General features: G+C 60.0%; 15 protein-coding genes. 6 read left to right on the forward strand and 9 right to left on the reverse strand.

Features of this window, described 5'->3' with window-relative positions:
* The first annotated feature begins 24 nt into the window (after window positions 1–24).
* Both ACTJJK_RS15020 and ACTJJK_RS15025 read left to right on the forward strand, forming a co-directional pair.
* Window positions 25–486, forward strand: coding sequence for a YunG family protein (locus ACTJJK_RS15020; RefSeq protein WP_440730613.1), 462 nt, complete (start codon window positions 25–27; stop codon window positions 484–486).
* A gap of 44 nt (window positions 487–530) precedes the next feature.
* Entirely contained in the window at window positions 531–1,064 is a 534-nt protein-coding gene (locus ACTJJK_RS15025) for a hypothetical protein (RefSeq protein WP_440730614.1), read from the forward strand.
* 108 nt (window positions 1,065–1,172) lie between these two features.
* Here ACTJJK_RS15025 and ACTJJK_RS15030 read toward each other — a convergent pair whose 3' ends face one another.
* The 9 genes from ACTJJK_RS15030 to ACTJJK_RS15070 form a co-directional block, all read right to left on the reverse strand.
* Window positions 1,173–1,862 (reverse strand): hypothetical protein, encoded by a 690-nt coding sequence (locus ACTJJK_RS15030; protein WP_440730615.1) that lies wholly within the window; start codon window positions 1,860–1,862, stop codon window positions 1,173–1,175.
* 56 nt (window positions 1,863–1,918) lie between these two features.
* The gene (locus tag ACTJJK_RS15035; protein WP_440730616.1) at window positions 1,919–3,667 is read right to left on the reverse strand and encodes an NERD domain-containing protein; all 1,749 of its coding nucleotides are present in this window, start codon (window positions 3,665–3,667) and stop codon (window positions 1,919–1,921) included.
* Window positions 3,667–9,639 carry a DEAD/DEAH box helicase gene (locus ACTJJK_RS15040; RefSeq protein ID WP_440730617.1) on the reverse strand — a complete coding sequence of 1,991 codons (5,973 nt, stop codon included), beginning with the start codon at window positions 9,637–9,639 and terminating at the stop codon, window positions 3,667–3,669. The genes ACTJJK_RS15035 and ACTJJK_RS15040 overlap by 1 nt, the downstream gene beginning before the upstream one ends.
* Window positions 9,639–10,637, reverse strand: a complete 999-nt coding sequence (locus tag ACTJJK_RS15045) for a hypothetical protein (RefSeq protein ID WP_440730618.1) — start codon at window positions 10,635–10,637, stop codon at window positions 9,639–9,641. Before ACTJJK_RS15045 ends, ACTJJK_RS15040 begins: the two co-directional genes overlap by 1 nt.
* A 44-nt stretch (window positions 10,638–10,681) precedes the next feature.
* A complete protein-coding gene (locus tag ACTJJK_RS15050; RefSeq protein ID WP_440730619.1) occupies window positions 10,682–12,211 on the reverse strand; it encodes a hypothetical protein in 1,530 nt (509 codons plus the stop codon).
* A gap of 506 nt (window positions 12,212–12,717) precedes the next feature.
* Window positions 12,718–14,343 (reverse strand): hypothetical protein, encoded by a 1,626-nt coding sequence (locus tag ACTJJK_RS15055; protein WP_440730620.1) that lies wholly within the window; start codon window positions 14,341–14,343, stop codon window positions 12,718–12,720.
* A 328-nt stretch (window positions 14,344–14,671) separates the two neighbouring features.
* Complete coding sequence (locus ACTJJK_RS15060) at window positions 14,672–15,061, reverse strand: hypothetical protein (RefSeq protein ID WP_440730621.1); 390 nt, start codon at window positions 15,059–15,061, stop codon at window positions 14,672–14,674.
* Window positions 15,062–15,260: 199 nt separating this feature from the next.
* On the reverse strand, window positions 15,261–15,629 hold the full coding sequence (locus tag ACTJJK_RS15065; protein WP_440730622.1) for a hypothetical protein: 369 nt from the start codon (window positions 15,627–15,629) through the stop codon (window positions 15,261–15,263).
* A 24-nt stretch (window positions 15,630–15,653) separates the two neighbouring features.
* Entirely contained in the window at window positions 15,654–16,205 is a 552-nt protein-coding gene (locus ACTJJK_RS15070) for a hypothetical protein (protein WP_440730623.1), read from the reverse strand.
* A gap of 105 nt (window positions 16,206–16,310) precedes the next feature.
* Between ACTJJK_RS15070 and ACTJJK_RS15075 the strand changes: the two genes are divergently transcribed.
* The 4 genes from ACTJJK_RS15075 to ACTJJK_RS15090 all read left to right on the forward strand — a co-directional run bounded on the left by ACTJJK_RS15075 (window position 16,311) and on the right by ACTJJK_RS15090 (window position 20,393).
* Window positions 16,311–16,598, forward strand: coding sequence for a helix-turn-helix domain-containing protein (locus ACTJJK_RS15075; protein WP_440730624.1), 288 nt, complete (start codon window positions 16,311–16,313; stop codon window positions 16,596–16,598).
* Window positions 16,599–16,903: 305 nt separating this feature from the next.
* Window positions 16,904–18,166: a clostripain-related cysteine peptidase gene (locus ACTJJK_RS15080; RefSeq protein ID WP_440730625.1), complete on the forward strand. Its 1,263-nt coding sequence runs from the start codon at window positions 16,904–16,906 to the stop codon at window positions 18,164–18,166.
* Between the two features lie 34 nt (window positions 18,167–18,200).
* Complete coding sequence (locus ACTJJK_RS15085; protein ID WP_440730626.1) at window positions 18,201–19,001, forward strand: hypothetical protein; 801 nt, start codon at window positions 18,201–18,203, stop codon at window positions 18,999–19,001.
* A gap of 9 nt (window positions 19,002–19,010) precedes the next feature.
* Window positions 19,011–20,393, forward strand: a complete 1,383-nt coding sequence (locus ACTJJK_RS15090) for a matrixin family metalloprotease (protein ID WP_440730627.1) — start codon at window positions 19,011–19,013, stop codon at window positions 20,391–20,393.
* Window positions 20,394–20,427 lie beyond the last annotated feature (34 nt).

The following is a 20,427-nucleotide window of genomic DNA, read 5'->3' on the forward strand; positions in this document are numbered from 1 at the left end:
GAAGCCGGACGCTATAGTGGCCCAATGAACCAAGACCTTTTCCTGTCCAACGAGGAATTCGTGGGCATGCTGCGGCAACTGCGCACGCAACTAGAGAAGGGATTCTCTGCCGAGACCTCGTTGCCGGGGCATACCCCAGGAAGGCTGAGCGCCGGTCAGTGCGCCGCGGTCGCACTCGTCATGCACGAGTTATTAGGGGGGCAGTTGGTCAGCGCGACGGTAGAAGGCGTCAGCCACTGGTTCAATCGGCTGCAAACGGGTAACGGCCAAATCGATGTCGACACCACAGCAGATCAGTTCGGTCTGCCGCCCATACGAATTTCGCGAGCTGGCGAGCTTTACCCCGGAACCCGCTTGCGTAACGACAGCGAAGTACGAGATGAAACGCGGCGCCGGTCGAACCTTCTGAAGCGGAAAGCATTAGCGGAAGGCGTCACTTTGCATGTGCTGCGCGACATTGTGGAACGTGCAATGGAGCGACGCTAAACGGTTGTTAGACGCTAGGCTAAGACTTCAAGAGTTCCCGACTTATGGATGACAGGCTACTCAAGAGATACCGGGAATATGCCAACACGGAAGAGGCCTTCGCCGTTCTCTTCGTGAAGCAGCATCTAACTCAGGCGAAAGGACATTGGATAGATGTTGTCAATTTCCGACGCTATGAGATGTCGCCTGAAAATATGCACTTCAGATTCGTCGTTGGTGGGTTGTATAGGAGAAAAATACGACCGCATTATCCGCCGAGATCTGCCTACACCATCAATGGCAAATTCGATGAGCGCGGGTACTACCTGATGACGCGCGCCGTAACATGGGAAACCGCGCACACAGACATAGAGCAACAAAAAGCCAAGAAGGTCCAACCGTTGAAATTCGAGGTAACTGGCGTGAGTTACGACAGGAACCGAGACAACAAGAGCTTCTTCCGTGATGATGCGCCGCCTGAAATAAAGGCCCTAGCAAACAACCTTCAAGACCGCACGGACCCACTGTGGGACAAGGCCATGCAGTACGTAAACGGGCCGGAATTTGTTTATGAGGTCCGTAAGGCCAAGGTCCTCTAGCATGGTGCTTGACAATTCATCCAAGCCGACGCCCCTTCGCGGCTCCGCTTTATTCAGGCGTTATGCGTTCTGACCCGCTGGAGATCGTCTGCAGGTAGGGCAATGCCTTCACCGCTGATGTCTCCTCCTCCTCTCAAACTCCGCGTCGAGAGCGGCCCAGTAGGGCTCATAAAGATTCAGCAATTCGCTGGGGCGCATGACCTGGACGCCAAGGTCACGCAACCTACTCCGATGCTTCCAGAAGGTTCTGCGATCCGTCGTGAGAATGGCAGGAATGTTTGCTAGCAGGGCATGAGCTGCCATCAGCCGATCGCCCAGGTCGGGAAGAAATGACAATGGGCCTTGCGGGAAAGCCACCTCCTCCGCACTTTCTACGCCCAGGCTCTTGAGGACAAGCGGCGAGACTCTCGCTTGATACATGTTCTGAAGTACGCCCTTAGCAATCCCCGGATAGGCATCGCCATCCCAGTCACATTGGTGGTCGTACAGGAACTGAACAATTTGCGACAGTCCTGCGCCCTTTTCACCGCCAAGTGGGAGGGCTTCGTCGAAGGCCACTTTACAAACTGTCCAAGGGTAAGAGCCATCCCATTTGAATCGCTCGTACAACGATCCTAGGTTGAGTAGGTCGGTGGCATGGTCAACACCGAATCGATGCTGAAGTTCCTGCTCTGCTTGTTCGGTCCATTGCCCCTCTCCGGCGTCAATTTTGCGGTCGACCCAATCCAGGTTTTGAAGGACCGAGGTATCTAACAACTGTGGCTCGGGCGGGCGCAAAGCGTCGTCAATGATCTGCATCCGGACGCCGGGGTCGGTCTCGTTTGCTAGTTGTGCTTCGAGTGGTAACGGTCCAGTCAAAGCATCTGTTCCGCTGATTCGCTATGGGTGCGTGCCGCACGCTCAGCATTCGATAGCGCCTCTTCTACCGCCATGCGCGCTTCGCCAGATTGGCAAACCAGAATGAGCCGATGTCGTGCCCTGGTCCATGCGACATAAAGGTCTGTCCGGGTGAACAATGTGCTGAACGCATCAAGCCCGTATGCGATCACAATGTCGGCTTCAAGTCCCTTGAATGCCCGGGCTGTTGTAACCAAGACGCCGGCGCCGCGTCGCCAGTCAACAGGATCGGAGATCAGCGGTATGCCGTCGACTGCTGCGTGCCGTGCAAGTGGGCTGTGTTCATAGGCGGCCGGGCCGATAAGTGCTAGTTGGAGCGGCTTGACGCTATGTTTAATCAACTGGCGAATCTCGGCGAGAACTAGCCCGGCTTCAACGGCGGAGGATGCCGCACGTCGAACAGCAGGGGCTTCCCCAGCAGGTGAGCCGGGCAATAGGCGAACATCAATCCGAGCCAGCGCGGATCCACTTCGCGCGATCGCCTTGGTGTTCCTGCAGTTGGTCGTCAGCGGAAACCTGGCTGAAAGCGGAATGGTTGGCAGCTTGGCGTTGCCACGGAGGCTTTGATTCAGATCCAAAAATGCATAGAGCCGACCTGACGGTTGCTTGCTTATGAGCGACTCGATCGTCACCCACCAGTCAGGCGCAAAGTCCTGCGCCTCATCAACGACGACTGCATTGAAGGTCTCGGGATTTCCCCGCGCCCTCAGCACCTCCAGCGCCTGCTCCATGATCAGTGGTACTTCATCATCCCAGAACTCCTGAGTTCCGCTGGTGGGGACGTCGAAGTCCACGCCTGCGCGTTTAGCCAAGCTGTGAGCAAAGGAGTGGAAGGTCGATATCTGCAAGCGCCCCACGCTACGTCGAGTGCGCGGGTCGCGCGCCACCTGTTCTTGAAGCCACGTTGCTAGATGTCGGTTGTAGCAAAGAAGCTGGACGCCGTCGCCGCGCTCGGCCAATGTGAGCGCGAACTCAACGGCCAACAGTGTCTTGCCAGACCCAGCAGTACCGTCGATAAGCATACGTTCGGTCTCGAGCATGCCCATCAGCGTGGCGCGCTGATCGAGTGTGATCTGCACGATCCGCTGATGATCGGCACCGATCTCCGCCCCGACGCAGCGCACAAGGCGAAGCTTGGGCATCAGCGCATCAAGCAGTTCATTGAACTGAGCAAGTTGCAGGTTGGTAGGGGCTCTAGACCAAGCCGCAAATGCTCCTTCAATCCTCTCAGAGAGGTCGGCGAGTCCGGATGCGTCGACAAGGATCCGAGGATCACTATTGACGGGCAAAGGCGTCGAGAAGAGCGTGTGGGGGAAAACAACCACATCACCATGCGCGAACATGGCTCTGTTCACGCGTCTTGAGGTGCGTTCCTCAATCGCTTCAAGGAGCGCGTAGCGACTGCGCCGCGCTTGATCGAATGGGTCGCGCAGTTCTTTCCCGCCTCTGCGCCAGGTCCGCCCCACCAATTCTGGTGCGCCGCCCTTGACTTCAAGTACAAGGAGTCCACGCTCCGGGTGCATTACGACGAAATCCGCCTCGCCTTCGCGCAGCGGCTCACTCTTATGAGCCCTTAGAGGACGCAGCCAAGGAAATGAGTGCAGCACGACGTAGCCCTTGGGCAGAGCCCGCAAGGCCTCATACACCAATCGCTCAGAGTCATGACTGATCTCGTCAGGATCGATATCGGGAATGAACCGTGCCATCAGGGAGCCTCTTCGGCGTGGCACACGATCGTGGCGACAAGGAGAGCTTCCGATCGATTGAGCCGTTCGGGCCGGAACTTCTTCTCCGTAGCGCTGCCATAAGACACTTGAAACCGGATCGGCTCTTCGTCAGTACTGAGCAGTTCCTTCACATGCGCTATCGTCCAGTCCGTCGCGGTGGCACCGAACGTGCCTTGCAACCTAAGGACGATCTGCCACGCGTCCGAGCCAAGGTCCTCTGGGCGTGGCGGACGAACCACGAGCCACTTGCCACTGGCGAACCCCGTGCTTGTGAGGCCAGGGGCAGGTACGCGTACCGCGAAGGCTTCCGCGCCTGGATCAACGGCGGATCTGAGGCGGACCGTCGGAGATGTGCCGGCGCCGCTTGCGTCCTTAAGGTCTCTCGCGCGTAGTTCAATGATCGGACTGCCGGTAAGGGACACTCGCGTACTCGTGGGCGTCGTCGAGGAAGCCGAACTGGCCGCATCAACCGATCGCTGGTATGCCGATGGGAGGTCATGATCGACCAGGTAGTCGGGCAAGATGACACGCTGGACACCCGCCTCAGCCACGATGGGGTGAATGGATTCGGCAGCCTCCAACGACAGCAAGGCCGGGTAGACACCGATGATCATTTCGCGAGGTCCACGGCAGTGCAGCGCACCGACATCGTCCACCGTGGTTGTCCAACCTTCCAACTCAAGGAAGCGCGCCAACGGACTCAGCGTGCGGGCCTGCTGCGCCGGCCGTGGCAGTTCCGGGACCTCACCAAACCGGAAGTATCGAAGCAACTTAAGTGCGAGCCGGCGATCTAGGCGGCCGTGCAAAAAGCGATTTCCGTAATGGCGAAGACAATTGGTGCAGGAGCGCTCGCAATCAGGATTGGGGCAGTGGCGTAGCAATACTTCGGTGCGATCCAAGACCTGCGATAGCTTCTCCCCCGCCTCCGCCGCATAGCCTGCGCCCCCCGAGGAGGTGTCGAAGAGGTATATCTCAGCAAGCCCGGCCTCTTCTGCCAGGGCGGGCAGCAATCTGAAGCCAGCTGACACCTCGCCCGGATCAATGTCCAGGTGCAGACTTGTGCCCAGAGACAGGGCCTCGGACAGTGTGGCCAAGGCGTCGTACAGCCAGGGCTGCTCGGGTTGAAAATCCAGTGGATGCCGGAATGAGCCTCTCAGGAGCAGCAGATCGGTCCGGAAGTCGTGGACCAGGAAGACCCCACGTCGAATCTCTCCGCTGCAGCGACTTCCAGCGCCATCTCGCTCCAGCACATGTCTCGGAACCAGGAATGGCCGCCCATGCGCACCATCGGGCTCGTCGCCATCGACCCACGCGGCACCGCAACTCTCGCAAACGCTAAACCCGGTGGCATCCTTGCCCTTGTTGGCAACGACCAACAGGACATCCTCGCCATACGAGTGACTCAGATGCTCGCCTGGCCCGTCAGTCCAAACAAACTCGTCTCTGCCAGCAATCTCGGGCAACTGGGCTGAGGAGGCAAAGGTGATGTCTTGCTCTCGATCGCCCTCCCGGAGGGCTCGGCCTTCCTCAGGTGAAAAAGCCGGAGGATTTAGGTACTCACGCACGAACAGCGGCGCGCCGCATACGGGGCAAGGCGCTCCCTCGACTGTCCGAGAGGAGGCGCTACCGCCTTCGATCGAAATGAAGGAGCAGCGTGGGCACCCGACGTAACGGCTCAGTGGACGCGAGAAAAGAGAAGCTGCGGGCGCTGCGGAAGGCGATCCGTCTACGAAAATGCCGCCGACACGATAGGTGAGCTTGTTCACCACCAGCAGGCGGCCAGGCGCGTACTCACTCAAGGCCTGCGATTTCGCCAGTTGAGGTCGCTCGGAGATGCCCACCCGCCAAGACGAATTGCGCTTGTCCCATTCTTGAATGACGAAGCTGCACAGATCGGTGGGGAACGCATAAGACGGTAGCAAGCCTCGATCAAAGCAGAGATCCAGCAGGCCCTGGGCTTCATCGCTATTGTCTTCGTTGCCGGTGGTGCCGCGTCGCTCGTCCCCAATGACAGACAACTCGCTGAGGAAATCGTCGGCGATATGGCGGACAAACTTCCTCCTCTCCTCGGCAGGCTGACCCTTGAAGATGGCATCAGGAAGCCAAGCCGCCACTTCATCAACGACCTCGCTCTGAGGCGTCAGGACAGCGTCCAGCATCCACGCCCGGAACGCGGCGAAGGAAAACTCACTTGTGCCGTTGAAGAAGTCGTCAGCGTCACCGAACGCGCTCATGATGCTTGGGCGTTCCTTTGCGATCTCCAACTGTTGATCCGGTGTAAGTGCCTCGAATCGTGAGTGGAAGAACGTTTGCAACAAATGTGCATTGACATGACGTCGGGCCAAACGCGGGTTGTCTGCCTTCAGCCGGGGTTCCCGAGGAGGTCCACTAATAATCGACTGCGGATGGGAGAAGTAGTGGGCGTCATGAGCGCCGCCTTGGGCGAACATAAGAACCGAGGAGATTGACGTGCCACGTCGACCCGCGCGGCCGGCACGCTGCTGGTAGTTCTCGCGTTGCGGTGGGACGGTTCTCAATCCGACCGCAGTAAGCGAGCCAATATCGATGCCCACTTCCATGGTCGTGGTGCAACTGAGTACGTCGACCGGAGGCTTGTCAGGTCCCAACGGAACGTCTTGGAATCGAAGCTCGAACTCCTCCGTCGTGGCATAGACCACTCCGGCGTCACGTTGCGACAACTGCGCAGTGTGCTCTTCAGCCGTAATGTGAACGGGCTGCTCGCCGCGGAGCACGGCAAGCAAGGGTTCACGAAAAAAGCCCTTGCGTGAGCGCATGTATTCGTGATCGGGGGCTCGCGGCTCAAGCCTGGTGTCCTGGCAGTTCTCGCACCCGCCCAGGAAGGGCTTTTCCTGTAGGTGGCCGCAAACGAAACACTGAAGCCAAACCGACTCGATCGCCAGTCGCATGACAACGCCGTCGGCAACAATCAGCCGACCGGAGTCGTCACCCGTGGTGGCTTCGCGCGTGAAGACGTCGAACAAGTGGGTGCGAAGCAGGCCGATGTCGGCCACGCTCAGGCCGGCGCGCGACCCGATGCGTTCAAAGAACTTCTTCAGTCCATCCGCCGCTCGAATCGGCTGGAAGTATCCGAACTGATCCAGCCGTGAGTCCTTGCCCAGCGCAGGATCGAACGCATAGAGCCCCAGCATTTCACGAAGCCATGCATTGGCTATCTCGTCGACAACCGCGGAGGTGCCCAGGGCTCCTAGGCGCTTCTTGAGTATGCGCAGTTTGGGGGGAGCGGCTTCGACGACAGCGGCGCAGGCAGCCACCAGGGAGTAGTACGGGTCACCGATCTGGCGCAGGAGTGCCGTCCGGAAGCGGGGTGGCGGCAATGGCCGCCACTTGTCTGACAACGCGGTGTCCAGGTCGCCGTAGTCTTCACGGAAACGGGTGCACTCCTCGAGAAGCGCTTTCTGGTGGTGGCCGTCGAAGAAGTTCAGGTGGTGATGCGCACAAACCGCGACGAACGCCGCGTAAAGGATCTCGTCCAGCGTGACCGGCTGGGGCACCGGCAATTGATTGATCTGCTGGCAGGCCAGGACGATGGCCTCACGGAAGGTGTCTCGCTCGACTTCCCGGGGCAGATCGCGCGCGAGCCGCGCAGCCTTCTGTCGCCCGTCACTGAACAGCAATGTTTTGCGACCTTCGTTGGGGTGCTGACTGCTTCTTTCCTTGGTCGCCAACTGCGACACGAACTGTTCGCGCACCAGGTTTGCGAACGGTTGCTCTCCCTTAGTGGCCAGATCCATGATCTTGAGAGAGCCACCCGTCTGCGTCCTGCGGGTGCACGCAGGGCATACCCCGAACGTGGTCGTGTTCGCGATGTTGTCGGCTCCCGTAGTGGCGCGATAAACGAGTCGGGTATCCGCAGTGCTATTGCCTGTTGCCGACAGGATGCGGCCGGTCCGGATGTCCAGCAGTAACGGCCGGACGGCGCCCCGTTGATTAGGGTGGGGCTCCTCCAGGAACAGATGAATCTCGTGCAAGGGTTTGCCGTACTCGGTCAGCATGCCCCCTCGCTCATGCCAATAGAAGCCGGCGTCCGGAGCAGTCGCAAAGACGCGAAGGTAGGCCGCACCGCAATCCCGGTGCGTGAGCACCTCAAAGACACGACCACCGCACTCGCACTGCGCGCGGGGCTGGGTGTAAAGGCGGCCGAGCAGGGACTCGCTGGCGGTGCTGCGTCGCGCACTGCACGATCCATCCACGCACGCGTACAAGGAGGGCAGGCCTCGGAACAGCAGGTGTACACGCGTGGGAAGCAGCGGCTGCTCCGCGCGCCCCGCTTCAGTACGCCGCGCGAACGTGCCCAGTGCGAGCAGTCCGTCCGTGGCCTTCTCGGCCTGCAGTTGATCGCTGTCCGGGAACAATGTGCGAGCGAGTGCGCCGAACTCCGTCGCATTGCCCGACGCCCGCGCGATGAGCCGTTCCAGCGGTCCGAAGCCGGTGAGCGACCGGCAGACGTACTGACGGGACGCCAGTTCGCCCTGGTCGCCGATGCTCGGTGGCGGATCCCATTGGAATCGGGTGGCGAGGTCCTGAAGCGTTGCGTCGACGTCGGATGGCGCAAATGCAGCCGCTGCCAGAATCGATGGGTTTACGGAGGCGAGCGCATCCGCTTCGGCAGCGGTACCGGCTCGGTCGCCGGTGCGTGCTTCGGTAGTGCCGCGCACGATGCTGAAGCCCCGCGTGCTGGCATGACCCGTCAAGTCACGAGCGAACGCGCGACCTGCTTCCTCCGCCTCTGCGCCTGAGCCCAGGCTCGCGCTGGTAAGAATGCAACGAAGCCGATCACGGCCGATGCCCAGACGTGCCAACAGGCGTCGAATCAGCAGGCCCACTTCCGCGCCAGCGACACCGCGGTACATGTGAGCTTCGTCGAGGACCAGCAGTAACTGATTCTTCGGATCTGCGGCCAGCCAGGCCTTCGTCTGTTCGAAGATGGGCCGCTCTATGGGCCTGAGCAACATGTACTCCAACATGGAGTAGTTGGTAATGAGCAGGTCGGGAGCCTGTTCCCGCATTTCGTGCCGCGTCAGTAGTTCTCGATCCCCGGGCTGCGTCATAAAACGCCGATCCCAGTGGTGAAGCGTTCGCTGCGATCCGGCGCGCTTCCCGCTCTTAACCGTGACCTGCTCTTCAGCGTCCTTGCCGTAGAAGCCGAGAATGTCCTTCGCAGGCCAACGGCCACGGCTCTTGAGCTGCTCTACCAGCAACCGCTCAGAAGCTTCCGTCGAACTCTCTAGCTGTTCGTAGTAACCAAATAGGGTGTCGAGATGGCGTTGATCCTTGGCGCTTGAGCGGACGCCGGGATAAGGCGTGCGGCTGGTATACATGCCAAAGCGCACTCTCCTTCCCCAGCGCTCCTCCATCAAGGTAGCCAACCGCTCATCTCCAAGCATTCGTCGCATGCGCGAGGTCTGGTCGCTCACCAAGGCATTCATGGGATACAGCAAGAGAGCGCGGACGCCGTGCTTGGCGAATGATTCCCGCCTCTGCACACCCTCGAGTGCCAATGCGCCGAGAATGGCGTACAGAAAGGTTTCCGTCTTGCCCGAACCGGTACCGGTGGCGACGACAAGATCCTCGCCATCGCTTTCCTTGCTGAAGAAATGTTCCAGCGCATCAGCTTGATGGCGATAGGGCGGGTAGATGCCAACACCTGGATCCCACCCGGCCAGTTCCTGCAGGAACCCGCTCACAACGGCAGGCGCCTTCAACGCAGAGAACCCGCCGGCAAGAGCATACGAGGGCGTTACCTCCACGAATGGCGGTTGATAGATCCCTTCGGGCTCCTCGAGAAACAGACGTCGCTCCTCGATGAGTGCAGAGTTCCGAATGTGATACTGGGCCTCAAGATATCGACGCAGTCGCAGGTGAATCCTCTTGGCAACTTCGTTGACGCCTAACTCGGTCTGCTTCTTCATCAACGTGTCCTTTGGGATCCCGTGTCAACTACGATGCCAAGCGATCGCATCGCTTCCAGCGCAACCTCTTCACTTCGTTCAAATACCCATCTCCGCTCGAACGGCCGGTCCTCAGGCACGGTCAAGCCTCCGAACACGGAGAACAGGCGCTGTTCGGGACGAGGCAACTCGCTGGTCAAAAGCCAGAACGGCCCATCTTCACCCAGCGTGTGCTGCGCCGAAACGGGGTTCTGTGCCTCCAGATCAAGGCAATACATCAGCCGACGCACGTCGATACCGGGCAATGTGCTCGATCCCACAAGGCGTCCGGAATCGACGTCAATCAGTCGATACTCACGGGCGCCGTAGGCGCGTGTTCTACGAGCGAGCAGGGTGCCGGTTGCGGCCTCGGTGTCGGTGAACCACCGTTTGAACTGGGGAGTTGCCTTGCGAGCGCGCCCCGGAAGGTAAAACTCGAAGCTGTCTTGTGCGCTGGGCGAGTAGGGCTGTCGCTCAATGGAGTCGATGACGCCCCTGCCCCAATCTAGAAGCGAAGCATAGGTCGGCAGCCGCGACCACGATGCGAGGCTTTCGCAGGGTAGCAACCTCGTGAGCGACGCCGGCGGCGCGGACAGATGGCGGTACAGGCCCTGGACGCGAATGCGATCCTGCCCGATGGGAAGCAGATCGGACGGCATACCGCCGATCAGCAGATGCCCGGCGCCTTGGGGCAGTTCGACCAGCCGTACCGTCGCTGGCACCCAGTAGCCGCCCCGCAATTCAATCAAGTCGCCAGCATCTTGGAGTGCCGAAAGTCCGGAACGCAACTCGGCCCGAAGGCCCTCGTCACTGGCATGCTTGTCTTCTGACTGCACTCGCCAAGCTGGCAGCGCGACCGAGAGGATCCGGTTGATGTGTACCCTTCCCGTTGGGGTGGCCAGACTCCAGACCGTCGAGCGCAAGAGCTCGAACTGCCGGTCTGCCGACTGGTCCGGCTCCAGGCCAAGGAAGTTATCCATGGCGCTGACAACCTGTGCTTGCGAACTGAGAACTGTAAAGCTCATCAGCACAACCAGCGTCGCAAGCGGCGAAGCTCGAGCGCTATCGCGCCGTCGACATCGCCTGCGGCATTGAGTGCCTCGACCTGCTCTTCTTCGCTCAGCGCGGTAGCTGTGTATGGCAGTACGATGGCGTGGAGTAACTCATACCTCAAACGCTCTTCGTCTTCCTGCAGCCGGCGCATGGCAGCACCGACGCGATTGAGGGCCGGGCGCAATTCACGGCATTCGGGCCACGCCTCAAGGAGTGCATCTACCACTTCCGTGGGAGCATCGCCGATAGCGAAGAACTCACTGGAGAGCGGCAAATCCCCCAAACTCTCTGGCGTTGTTGTGGGCACCGCGTTGGGTTGGGGATGAATGGCAATGGCGTGATGCCACAGTTGCGGGGTGATCGGGACCGTGGTCGCGCCTAAGACGTTTGTCGCCGCCAGTCGCAGGCCGGGAACCGGGGAAGTCAGCGATGTTCCCAGTTCCGCCAGTTGGAGTATCGGGAGCACTGACGATTCAAGGGGTGATCGGTTCGCGCCTTCGAGAACGACAACCGATATGCCGTCCACCCCTTGCGCAGCTTCCACTCCTGCCGAAAGTCCGCCGTCCGGAATCTCGTAAAGATCCCGTGGTGAAATTGCTCCCGGGGAAACGTGCGTGACGAGCAGACGATTGCCGCACGCCGCCTGTGCATACGCGGCAAGGGCAGCCAGTCCTCCGGACCCCACCGTAATGGGCATCACGCCGGCTGAGATGGCCGCGTGGATCCGTAGCATCTGGGAGGGAGCCACGCCCTTGGCACGCGCTGCGCCGGTGAGCATACGCCTGAGCGATGCTCGATCCTTGATCGTTTCGCCTTGAGCGCTGGACCAGGCGGGGCGCTGCACCTGACTTTTAGGCGAGCCGGCTCCGGCTCCGCTGCCGATGGCGCCAAGAAAGGGCCGCAGCACGCTCACTTCAGCGAGAAGTTCCAAGGGATGGTTGAAAGCGGCGAGGGCTCGAGCACCGATGGCCGCTTCAGCATCGCTGGCGGTCTTGGCCAGGTCTTCCCGCAAGCCGGCAAGCTGTTGCTCCGCCAGGTCAATCTCCCGGCGTCGGGACTCAAGGTCAACTAAGGCCGCCGCGTTACGCTCGGTTACCGACTGGAGCGAGGTCTTTTCCTTGGCGAGCAGTATTTCAAGCTCGGTGCGTGCGCGCTGCTCTGCATCCGAACGCACCTGCTTGCGCAGATCATCGAGGGCAACTTGCACGGCCGGATGCGCTTGAAGCCAATCCGCCAACTCGCCAGCTCGTCGCGCGACCTCCTCCGCATCTGCCAGCAACGCATTCGCGCGATCGAGTCGATAGAGCTCGAGCTTTTGCTTTGGGCCAAGGCCTAGGTCGGCGAACGCGCCCGCGGCCTCCTGGATTTGACGCTTGGTCAAGGCAGCATTGTGACCTGCATGCTTGGCCACCTTGCCAGTGAGCTCAATCGCGCGTCGCAGGACGGTTGCATCATCATCCCAGTCGACAAAGCCTGAAGCCGGAGCGTCATCAACCCTCACCAACCGCTCATGCCGATCCACGAGAACGGCCTGGACGTGTGCGCCTACACAAGTAGGAAGGCTATGCAGATTCGTTCCGGGGAGTTTCCATCTGCCAGGCCCCTCGGGGATCAAATCCACAGGCCCTACCAGCAGGTCAGGTGCACACCAGATCGCAATCCGTATCGTGCCTGTGTAGGCAGGCAGACGTATCCCGTCAGACAGCACGGTACGGACGTCTGGCGCAGTCCCTATGCCTCTGAGGTCGAGCACTTCATGGGCGCCCTTTGGGTCTACGACCCTGAACTCATCCTTTTGACCAGGGTTGGGCTCGGCACGAAAGGTAACGAGTGCCCCTTCCACAGCAGACTGAGAGTTCGGCCAGAAGACCTGGCCATTCGTCGGAAACTCTTCGGTAGATGAGATCGGTCGCCACTGAGATCCCTCCACCTCAAACAGGGGCCGTACCCCCGCCACCGGTTGCCCCAACTTGTCCCGATTGGTCCACTGAACGACACCCAGAACCTTCACTTGAAATCCCCCCTAGCCTTTTGGCGGCGTCGTTGTGCCAGCCTTTCTCGAACAAGTACGGCGTTGCCGACGTGTCTGGCGGGCCCCGATCCATGCATCGCTTCTGCCTGAACCGCGATATCACCAGGACGACTTGCCGATTGCAGAACGCGATCATAGAGACGCAGTCGATCCGAGTCGGTCGCTGACCGGGCCGCGCCATGAGAGGCAGCGAGTGGCGTCAGCACGATCTTCCCGAAGTTGCCTGCATCCACTTCTATACGGGAGGCCGTAGAAAGAAATTCTTGGATAAACTTGGCCGTTCCAGGGCCATCTAGCCCTGAGCTAATCCGCTGCTTTCCCCGCTCCCAGGCCTTTACTTGAGCGCGGGCGCACTCGGTCCCAAGTTCAACACGGACCTCAGGCAACGATCGGCGTACCGCAGGCACTTCGTTGACGGTGCGCTGCCAGGATTCGAAGCTCATGTCTCCAATCCAGATGCGCAGTCGCGGCGTCTGTTCGAGCGCCTTAAGGGACTTGGCGTCTGAGGGTCTGAAGCGAACCGAAAGCTCTACGCTTGCAGTTTTCTCGCCCGAGATAGAGAACCGGGTAGAGCCGAGATGTCGAAGATCGACCGCAACATAGATCTGACGATCGTCGGAAACGGCAATCGTGTGGCAGTAGCAGTTGGTGCCGAACTTGTAGGTAGCTTGTGCCTGAGCGGCGTCGCCAGGTGCATGGACGAGCAGCATGGCCGCATCGCCAATCCAGAACACCGGTTCACCGTGCTCGCCGATCATGCGAGGCGGCGTGACAAGCTCAACACGCCACCGCCGCGGAATGAGGCCATGGCCTAGTCGCGCAAGCCAGGCTTCTTCTGTTCGGTTTGGCTGATCTGAGACGCAAATCTCCCAAATAGCCCAGTCGATCGTTCCGGTGGAGATCTGAGCGTGGCGGGCAGACACCACAGACTCGGGAGGGGCGTGTCGCGCATCGGCAATCAGGAGAACCGTTTCTTCCGGATAGACACCGGAACCGGCGAGCAGGCGCATCCATTCGCCGCTGCGCAGGCGGAACAAGGCACCCTTGGCATCAAGTCCTTTGCACTCAAGCTTCCAGAGGCTCTTGTCGATGGCAGCAGGCCAAGTACCGGCGGCCTGCGTGCGAAAGGTCTGTGTGCTGGGCGCGATGTCAACGCGTGCGATGCCTACTCCGGGTCGCAGATCGAGTGCGCTTACTCGCGCTGAGCATTCAGGGCCAGCAGCGATTTCGACGAATGCGTTGCAAAGCTCCTTCAGCGAACTGGCGCCCAACTGAGCATCCGGGATCTCAGGCAGGCGTATGCCCAGCGCCCAGCGATCATCCACTTGAACCAGCAGCAGCCCCAACTCTGCGGGGTCGTCTTCGATGCGACCGGCTACAGGAACTACACTAGTTACACTACCGCCGTTGCTGGGGTAGTACTCGTCGCATTCCTTGGTTCCCTCGCCCGGGTAGTGACGGAAGTGCGCGGTCTGTTTTGAGACATGCGGCAGGTACACCTGACCGCCGCAGCCAGGGCGAGGGCAGACATAAGCTCGCCCCCAAAGTGCATTTTCGGCGGCGACCACCTTCCCGGTGTGCAAATCTGTTGCATGTTGCACTCGCTCCCCCTCCCTTGGTCCGCTGCTCCATTTGAGTCCTGCACTCGCAGAATACTGCCAAAAAGGGTTCCCGAAGGGTGGTCTTAATTGGCCAGCCTTGGTTTCTGGAAAGTTTTCCCTGTAAACCATCCGCCCCAGGTCGGTCCACGGGGGTGGCAAACCTAAAACTGATCTGCGGATGGACGCTGGGCGCTCAGTCCGAGCTCTGCGCTGCCATGGGAAGACGGGCAGGGCCGCCCGCGCAGATCGCTGGTAATCTCAACGGTCACCAAGACCTATGGCGCAGGCCCGCCGATCAATTCGTTGCACGCACGTGTGCGATTCGAGCTCAGGCGGAATCGCCGCGGCGATGCGGCAGCGGGAGTGCTAAACGATGGTCACAGTCGCGACACACCAGTTGAGACTCGGTCTTGAGTTGCTCTGCGCTGACCTGGATGAGGTCGCCTCGCCAACCGTACTCACGCACCTGCGCCAGTTGCACGCTAACCCGGTAACCGCTGTCGCCGCCACAGCGTGGGCATGTGCTACCGATCACCTCTGGGACCAAGGGTGGGTCGAGGCCGAGTAGACGCCGGACTTCCGCCAAGGCTTTTGGTCCCACATCGCGTAATTGATCCGACTCGATCGCCGTCTGCATCTGCGCCATGGTGCGTATGTTCCGGATCAGCAGTTGGTTGCGTGTGCGTGTGCTGAGAAACACTGTGTCGTCGTGATTCATACGTCGCCGCCTTCTGTCCCATACTACGAAGAGAATTTCAGTGGGACAATACTGCCAACATCATCGGCCCAGTGTTGACTATAGGTTCATTCATGACGACGCTCTCGCCATGGTCACCCACACGTCATTGTTCAATCCGCCCCTGGCTCTCTGAGTCTGAGCGCTCCAACGAGAGCGCCGTGAGGACCAAGCGGATCGCTTAACCGTTCTGTCCGCCGGAGATCGATTGCAGATAGCGCAGCGCCTTCCGCGCGTCGCCATCACGCACGGACTCCATCAATGTTCGATGGCCTAGCAGCGGAATGGGTGTGTTCTTCAGATGGAATGCGACTGCAGCGGGATCGGGCTTGAGTTCAAGCAACAGGGATCTTACTTCGGCAAGTACGCATAGTTGTCGCTGGAGGCGTTGGTCATCCGGTCGACGGCGCATCAGGCTCGGCTGCAAACGCAATAGGGAGCAAAGCTCTCGCTCTGTGATGTCGAGCAAGTCGGCCAAATCCCCAAGTGACAGGGCTTTGGGATTCCCCGTAGCGGGCGAAACAATTCCTTTTTTTCGACGCATGGACATGCGTTGCCCCTGCATTTCTGCGGTCTAGATATCGTCGGTCTTTCGTTCTGCCGCCAGACGGTACGCTACGTTAAGAACGACAAGCTCTCCTGCCGCCACTGCGTAGGACAGCGTGATCAGCGTTCGTTCCGAGCGCCACGACGCCGAGCGAAAGGTGCCCGTTCCGTTGGGCGCGTTGAAATTCTGATCCTGCTCCCCGTCAGGTGCTCCGTACTTAGCTTCAAAGGCACCCTTCATGTCTCGGAAGGTCTGCAGGGCGAAGATGGCGCCCCCTTTTTCCTGCAGTTCCAGGCTGACTTGTGTGAGCTTGTTCTGTTTGAAGAAGAACAGCGCGTGAAAAGAATGCCCTTGGGCGGTGACGTTAGACAGGCGTAGCAACTCCCGGCTCCCATCGCCCAAGCTGGTTGGTGAGGCCGGCCGGGCCGCTGCTGGGAATCGATGCTCAATTGTGCGAAGCGACGTTCCTACCTGGATGTCATTCCACAAGGTCTGTGCGTGAACCGGCGAGCCGGCCAACCACATCGCCATCGCGAGTAACGCGAACAGGGAATTAGGAAGGCGGCGCCTGGCGTTCATTCGCTTCGTCCCGGTGGTAGTCATAATCAGAATACCCGAATAACGGGTATCCGAGTATCAGAATGCGGAGAATACGTTAGGGCGCCCCCCCCAAGGACGCCCGACGTGGCTAAAAGCCTGTACCGCCCGGAAAACCTCGAACTGGCTGCCGTCTTGAGGGAGATTCGGGAAGGTTCGGGACAGACCCAAACCCAATTCGCTGCCCGTCTCGGGCGCGGCCAGACCTACGTGAGCAACGTAGAACTCGGGATCAAACGTCTGGATCTCGTTGAGGTGAGAGACTATTGCGCGGCACTGGGAGTGCCGCTGGCCACCCTGGTAGGGGAGTGGGAATCGCGGATCGGTCCGCCCTTGAGCGGAAAGCCTGCAAAGCGCCCGCGACGGATCCGCTAATACACACGTAACCGCTCGAAGCCGACCGGGGCTCAGGCTTGGACAGCGTTGCCGCACACCGGAGTTCCACCACGAATTGACTACGCAGATCTGTGGTCGTCATGAGGCGCAATTGCCGTTCGTCGGCCAGGGAACGGGCCATGGCCTTTCATGCAGTGGATCCGCGTTGTGGCAGGTAACACGTTGCACATCGACAGGGAGGCCAGATGGCACACCGCACGTTGAGGCTTCAACTCCTGTTGTTTTTGTGTTTGGCAGCGGTGCTACTTCCTGCTCGCGCAGGGACGCCGCGGGAGTGGACCGTCATGGTCTACATGAATGCCAAGAACAACCTGGAGCCGCACGCACTGGAGAATTTCCACAGCATGGCATCGATAGGCAGTAGCCCTGCCGTTGCCGTTGTGGCCGAACTCGGCCGGCCCTCCAAGACGCGTTACACGAAAGCGGATGGAAACTGGAGCGGCGTGTATCGCTTCCATGTGTCCAAGGGCCTGAAGCCGCTGCCCGAACATGCCGTGGACAAGCCGGGCAACGGCGTCGACATTCCTGACATGGGGGATCCGCGCACGCTGCGGAACTTCATTGCCTGGGCCAAGAAGACCTATCCCGCCCGCAGGTACATGTTGGTGATCTGGAATCACGGACAAGGATGGCGTCTGCAACTGGCTCGCACCCACGCCAACAGATTCGCCACCGAAGGCGCGCAGCCAGCCAATGCGCCAGAACTAACGGACGCAGGTCCGGCTGTAGGAGGGTTCAGGGCGGTATCTGCCGATGACGACACGGGATCCATCCTCTACAACAAAGAAGTCCAGGACGTTATTCAAGCCGAGTTCGCTGACAAGCCGCTTGATCTGCTGGGTTTTGATGCGTGCCTGATGGCGATGCTGGAAACCGCCTACGGTTTGGCGCCATCCACCCAGGTCATGGTAGCCAGTGAGGAACTGGAGCCAGGGGCTGGCTGGCGCTATTCCTACTGGTTGGCGCCTCTAATGGCCAACCCAGCCATGGGGGCGGAAGGGCTCGGTACGCATGTGGTGGAAGCGTATCGAAGGCAGTACGGGGATGAGTATGAAACCACGTTGTCCGCGATCCGACTCCAGGACATTCGTGCAGTTTCCCAAGAGCTTTCCACCCTGGCTGACCAGATCAGGAGCCAGGAGAGCGAACTCCAGGCATTGAGGAGGGCAAGAGCGCGCCTGAGGTCCTATGGGGACAGCGAACTGCCGCCCCTGCGCACGTCCGTGGACCTGATCGCACTGTTGCGACTCTACGAAGGTGAGTCAAAAAATCACGAACTACGCCAGCGCTCAAGCGCGCTTCGCCAAAAGCTGAAAGCCACCATCGTCAGCAACTACGCTAGTGCCCGAAGCGCCACGCCTCCTGACGGCATGCCATACGGTTCCGAGGGTATTGCGATCTACCTGCCTGAGGACGCAGAGGCGTTCTACAAGGATCACTACCGTACCGGCTACCTCAAGAACAACACCGATCGGCCTGTAGATTTCGTAAAGAACGAGCGATGGGCCGAACTCGTCTATCGCGTGCTCAACATAAAACCCCAGTAGCGCTAAAAACAAATCTTAGCCAAAGGAGTTCGCCATGCGATCTGCGCATATAGGGAAGACGATGTTTCTGGTTGCCTGCGTCAGTGCCAGTGGGTGCGCCAGCATGGGCGGTGCGCCCAAGTACGAGAATGGTCAATACGTGCCGCCTGCAGCGGAAAATGCCCTGGACGTCAAGTTGACGTCTAAGGACTGCGATGACAAAGACGTTCGGGCTCTCGTGTCACCGTTGATTGCCGTGGCGGCTACAGCGTTAGTCAATTACGGATACGACAGCTTCATCAACTGGTTGGACATGAAGCAAGCGGGCTTGTCGGCCTCCTCTAGCGGGATTGCGACCGACACCCTCCTGGTGGGGCCCAACATCAAGCGCTGTCTGATCCTCAAGCGTGGCAATAGTCTGGAAGCGCGGTTCTCTTTGGCGCCGACCGACTCAGGCGGCTACTGGCATATGAAACCGCACAGTCTCGTTTTCGATCAGTCAGAGGCCAAGGAGGGGAAGAAAAAGCCCAAGAGCATCGTCGTGGATGTTCAGTTTGCCGCGCTAGGCGCGGACGGAAAACTGGCCACCTACTTTCAAGCCACGTTCGATCTAGGCACCCACACCGCTGGTGCGGGCAAGATCACGAGCTTCGTTGGCCAGGACAGCGGTCCCTATGGACTGCCCAAAGTGGCAGCCACGGATACGGGCGTGACCACCAAGGTCGTCGCGTCGGTGGTCGAACGGGGGCAGGGGCGCGATTGGATTCGGGCGATGACCGACAGCCTCCGGGAAAAAGAGAATCGCGAGAAGATCCTTAAGCCGATCCTGGACGCCATCGAGAAGAACGGCGACTGATTTGCGGGAATGTGGAAGCAAGTCATCATTGGCACGACCCTGCTCTGCGTTGCCTGCTTAACGCCGGCGCAGCGGCTACCGTCGAGTTTAGTGAAGCTTCCACCCGCCAGTTGCTTGCAGGTCGATGAGACGTCACCGGTGGCCGTGCCAGGCAAGCAGGTGCTGCTTGCTGCGAGCAATGAATGGACCACCTATGTGCGGTTCGTGTCCTCCGGTCATCAGTTGCGCTTCGCGCTCCATGTGCCTGCCGGTGCCGAGGCTTATGTCAGTGCTTATGCCAAGTTCGATAACAGCCAGGCCGAGTTCACGGCTGTGTGTGAGGATGTGCAAGTGCCGGCGGTCCCTCAGTCTTTTCTGGCCACCGCGCCACTGGGGTCGGCGTCATTGCTCTGGCGCATGGAGATCAGGGTCAGGGGCCCGAGCAGCCAACCGGAGCCTGTCCGCTTGGAGCTACGACCCCTCGCATTAGGCGAGGATGCGACCACCTGGACGCCAGGATGGGCTCACGCTGTCGGCTACGTGTGTTCCGACAATTTGCCGGAAGAAAATCGGCGCATCCAGCCCTCTCACGCATTCGGGTCCCGTGTCAGGCTGAATGTCGACCTGGGCGCCATCGCGGGTGATGTGAGTGGGCGTGAGCGAGCCACGGTGAACAGCGCAATCCTCAAAGCAGCCGAAGTCTGGGTGAACGGATGCGTGGGGTGCAGGCCCAATCACTTGGCGGTTCTTCATGTCGGGGATCAAACCTACGGCAGACAGGGCCTGATGAAGTGGCTTGACCAGAAGCCCGTGCGACCCTGGACGGATGCCCAGTTGGCCGACGTCCTGGAACCGTTGCACGAACTCTCTACGGAGCCGACAGACGACCGCGGCGCAAAGCGGATGACGTCGTACGTGCACCTGAGCGAGCAAAGCCGGAGCGCAATTTGTGGCTTGCCCATCGCCGCGGGTGCCACCATGGCCGAGCAGATCCAGTCGGCGATTTGTCCGGGTTCACGCTTGAACTCGCGCTTTGTGGCCAACATGCGTATTCGGTTTCGCGATGGAATGACGGCGTGCGGCGATAGCGCCAACATCATTGCCTGTCGTGCGGATGCGGAACTGACAGAGTACAACACGCGAGACTACGCGTTTACGTCCGACGGAGCAGATAAGACCATCGGCAAGGGCGCCGTGGAGATCGATCTACTGCATGCGCTCGTGCATGAAATGGGTCACTGGATTGGGTTGGGTCACATCGATTCTGGTCACTCCGTCATGGCGGCCTCCATGGAGCGATCGCGCTGCATTGACCCAGCAACGGTCGCCGAACTAGCCAAAAACGGTTCGACCCGCTGGTCGGAGGCTCCATACCCGGCCGCTTTCACACTGCGGGATGCTGCGCATCACTGACCGCGAGTTTGGAGTCGATGGCCTCGCATTCGGT

Source organism: Lysobacter sp. 22409 (genome assembly GCF_052045105.1).
Lineage (GTDB): Bacteria > Pseudomonadota > Gammaproteobacteria > Xanthomonadales > Xanthomonadaceae > Lysobacter > Lysobacter antibioticus_B.

Bases quoted from the DNA above. Each gene is read 5' to 3' on its own strand.
- ACTJJK_RS15020 (WP_440730613.1), top strand. From the start codon at position 25: ATGAACCAAGACCTTTTCCTGTCCAACGAGGAATTCGTGGGCATGCTG.
- ACTJJK_RS15025 (WP_440730614.1), top strand. From the start codon at position 531: ATGGATGACAGGCTACTCAAGAGATACCGGGAATATGCCAACACGGAA.
- ACTJJK_RS15030 (WP_440730615.1), bottom strand. From the start codon at position 1,862: ATGCAGATCATTGACGACGCTTTGCGCCCGCCCGAGCCACAGTTGTTA.
- ACTJJK_RS15035 (WP_440730616.1), bottom strand. From the start codon at position 3,667: ATGGCACGGTTCATTCCCGATATCGATCCTGACGAGATCAGTCATGAC.
- ACTJJK_RS15040 (WP_440730617.1), bottom strand. From the start codon at position 9,639: ATGAAGAAGCAGACCGAGTTAGGCGTCAACGAAGTTGCCAAGAGGATT.
- ACTJJK_RS15045 (WP_440730618.1), bottom strand. From the start codon at position 10,637: ATGGATAACTTCCTTGGCCTGGAGCCGGACCAGTCGGCAGACCGGCAG.
- ACTJJK_RS15060 (WP_440730621.1), bottom strand. From the start codon at position 15,061: ATGAATCACGACGACACAGTGTTTCTCAGCACACGCACACGCAACCAA.
- ACTJJK_RS15065 (WP_440730622.1), bottom strand. From the start codon at position 15,629: ATGTCCATGCGTCGAAAAAAAGGAATTGTTTCGCCCGCTACGGGGAAT.
- ACTJJK_RS15070 (WP_440730623.1), bottom strand. From the start codon at position 16,205: ATGAACGCCAGGCGCCGCCTTCCTAATTCCCTGTTCGCGTTACTCGCG.
- ACTJJK_RS15080 (WP_440730625.1), top strand. From the start codon at position 16,904: ATGGTCTACATGAATGCCAAGAACAACCTGGAGCCGCACGCACTGGAG.
- ACTJJK_RS15085 (WP_440730626.1), top strand. From the start codon at position 18,201: ATGCGATCTGCGCATATAGGGAAGACGATGTTTCTGGTTGCCTGCGTC.
- ACTJJK_RS15090 (WP_440730627.1), top strand. From the start codon at position 19,011: ATGTGGAAGCAAGTCATCATTGGCACGACCCTGCTCTGCGTTGCCTGC.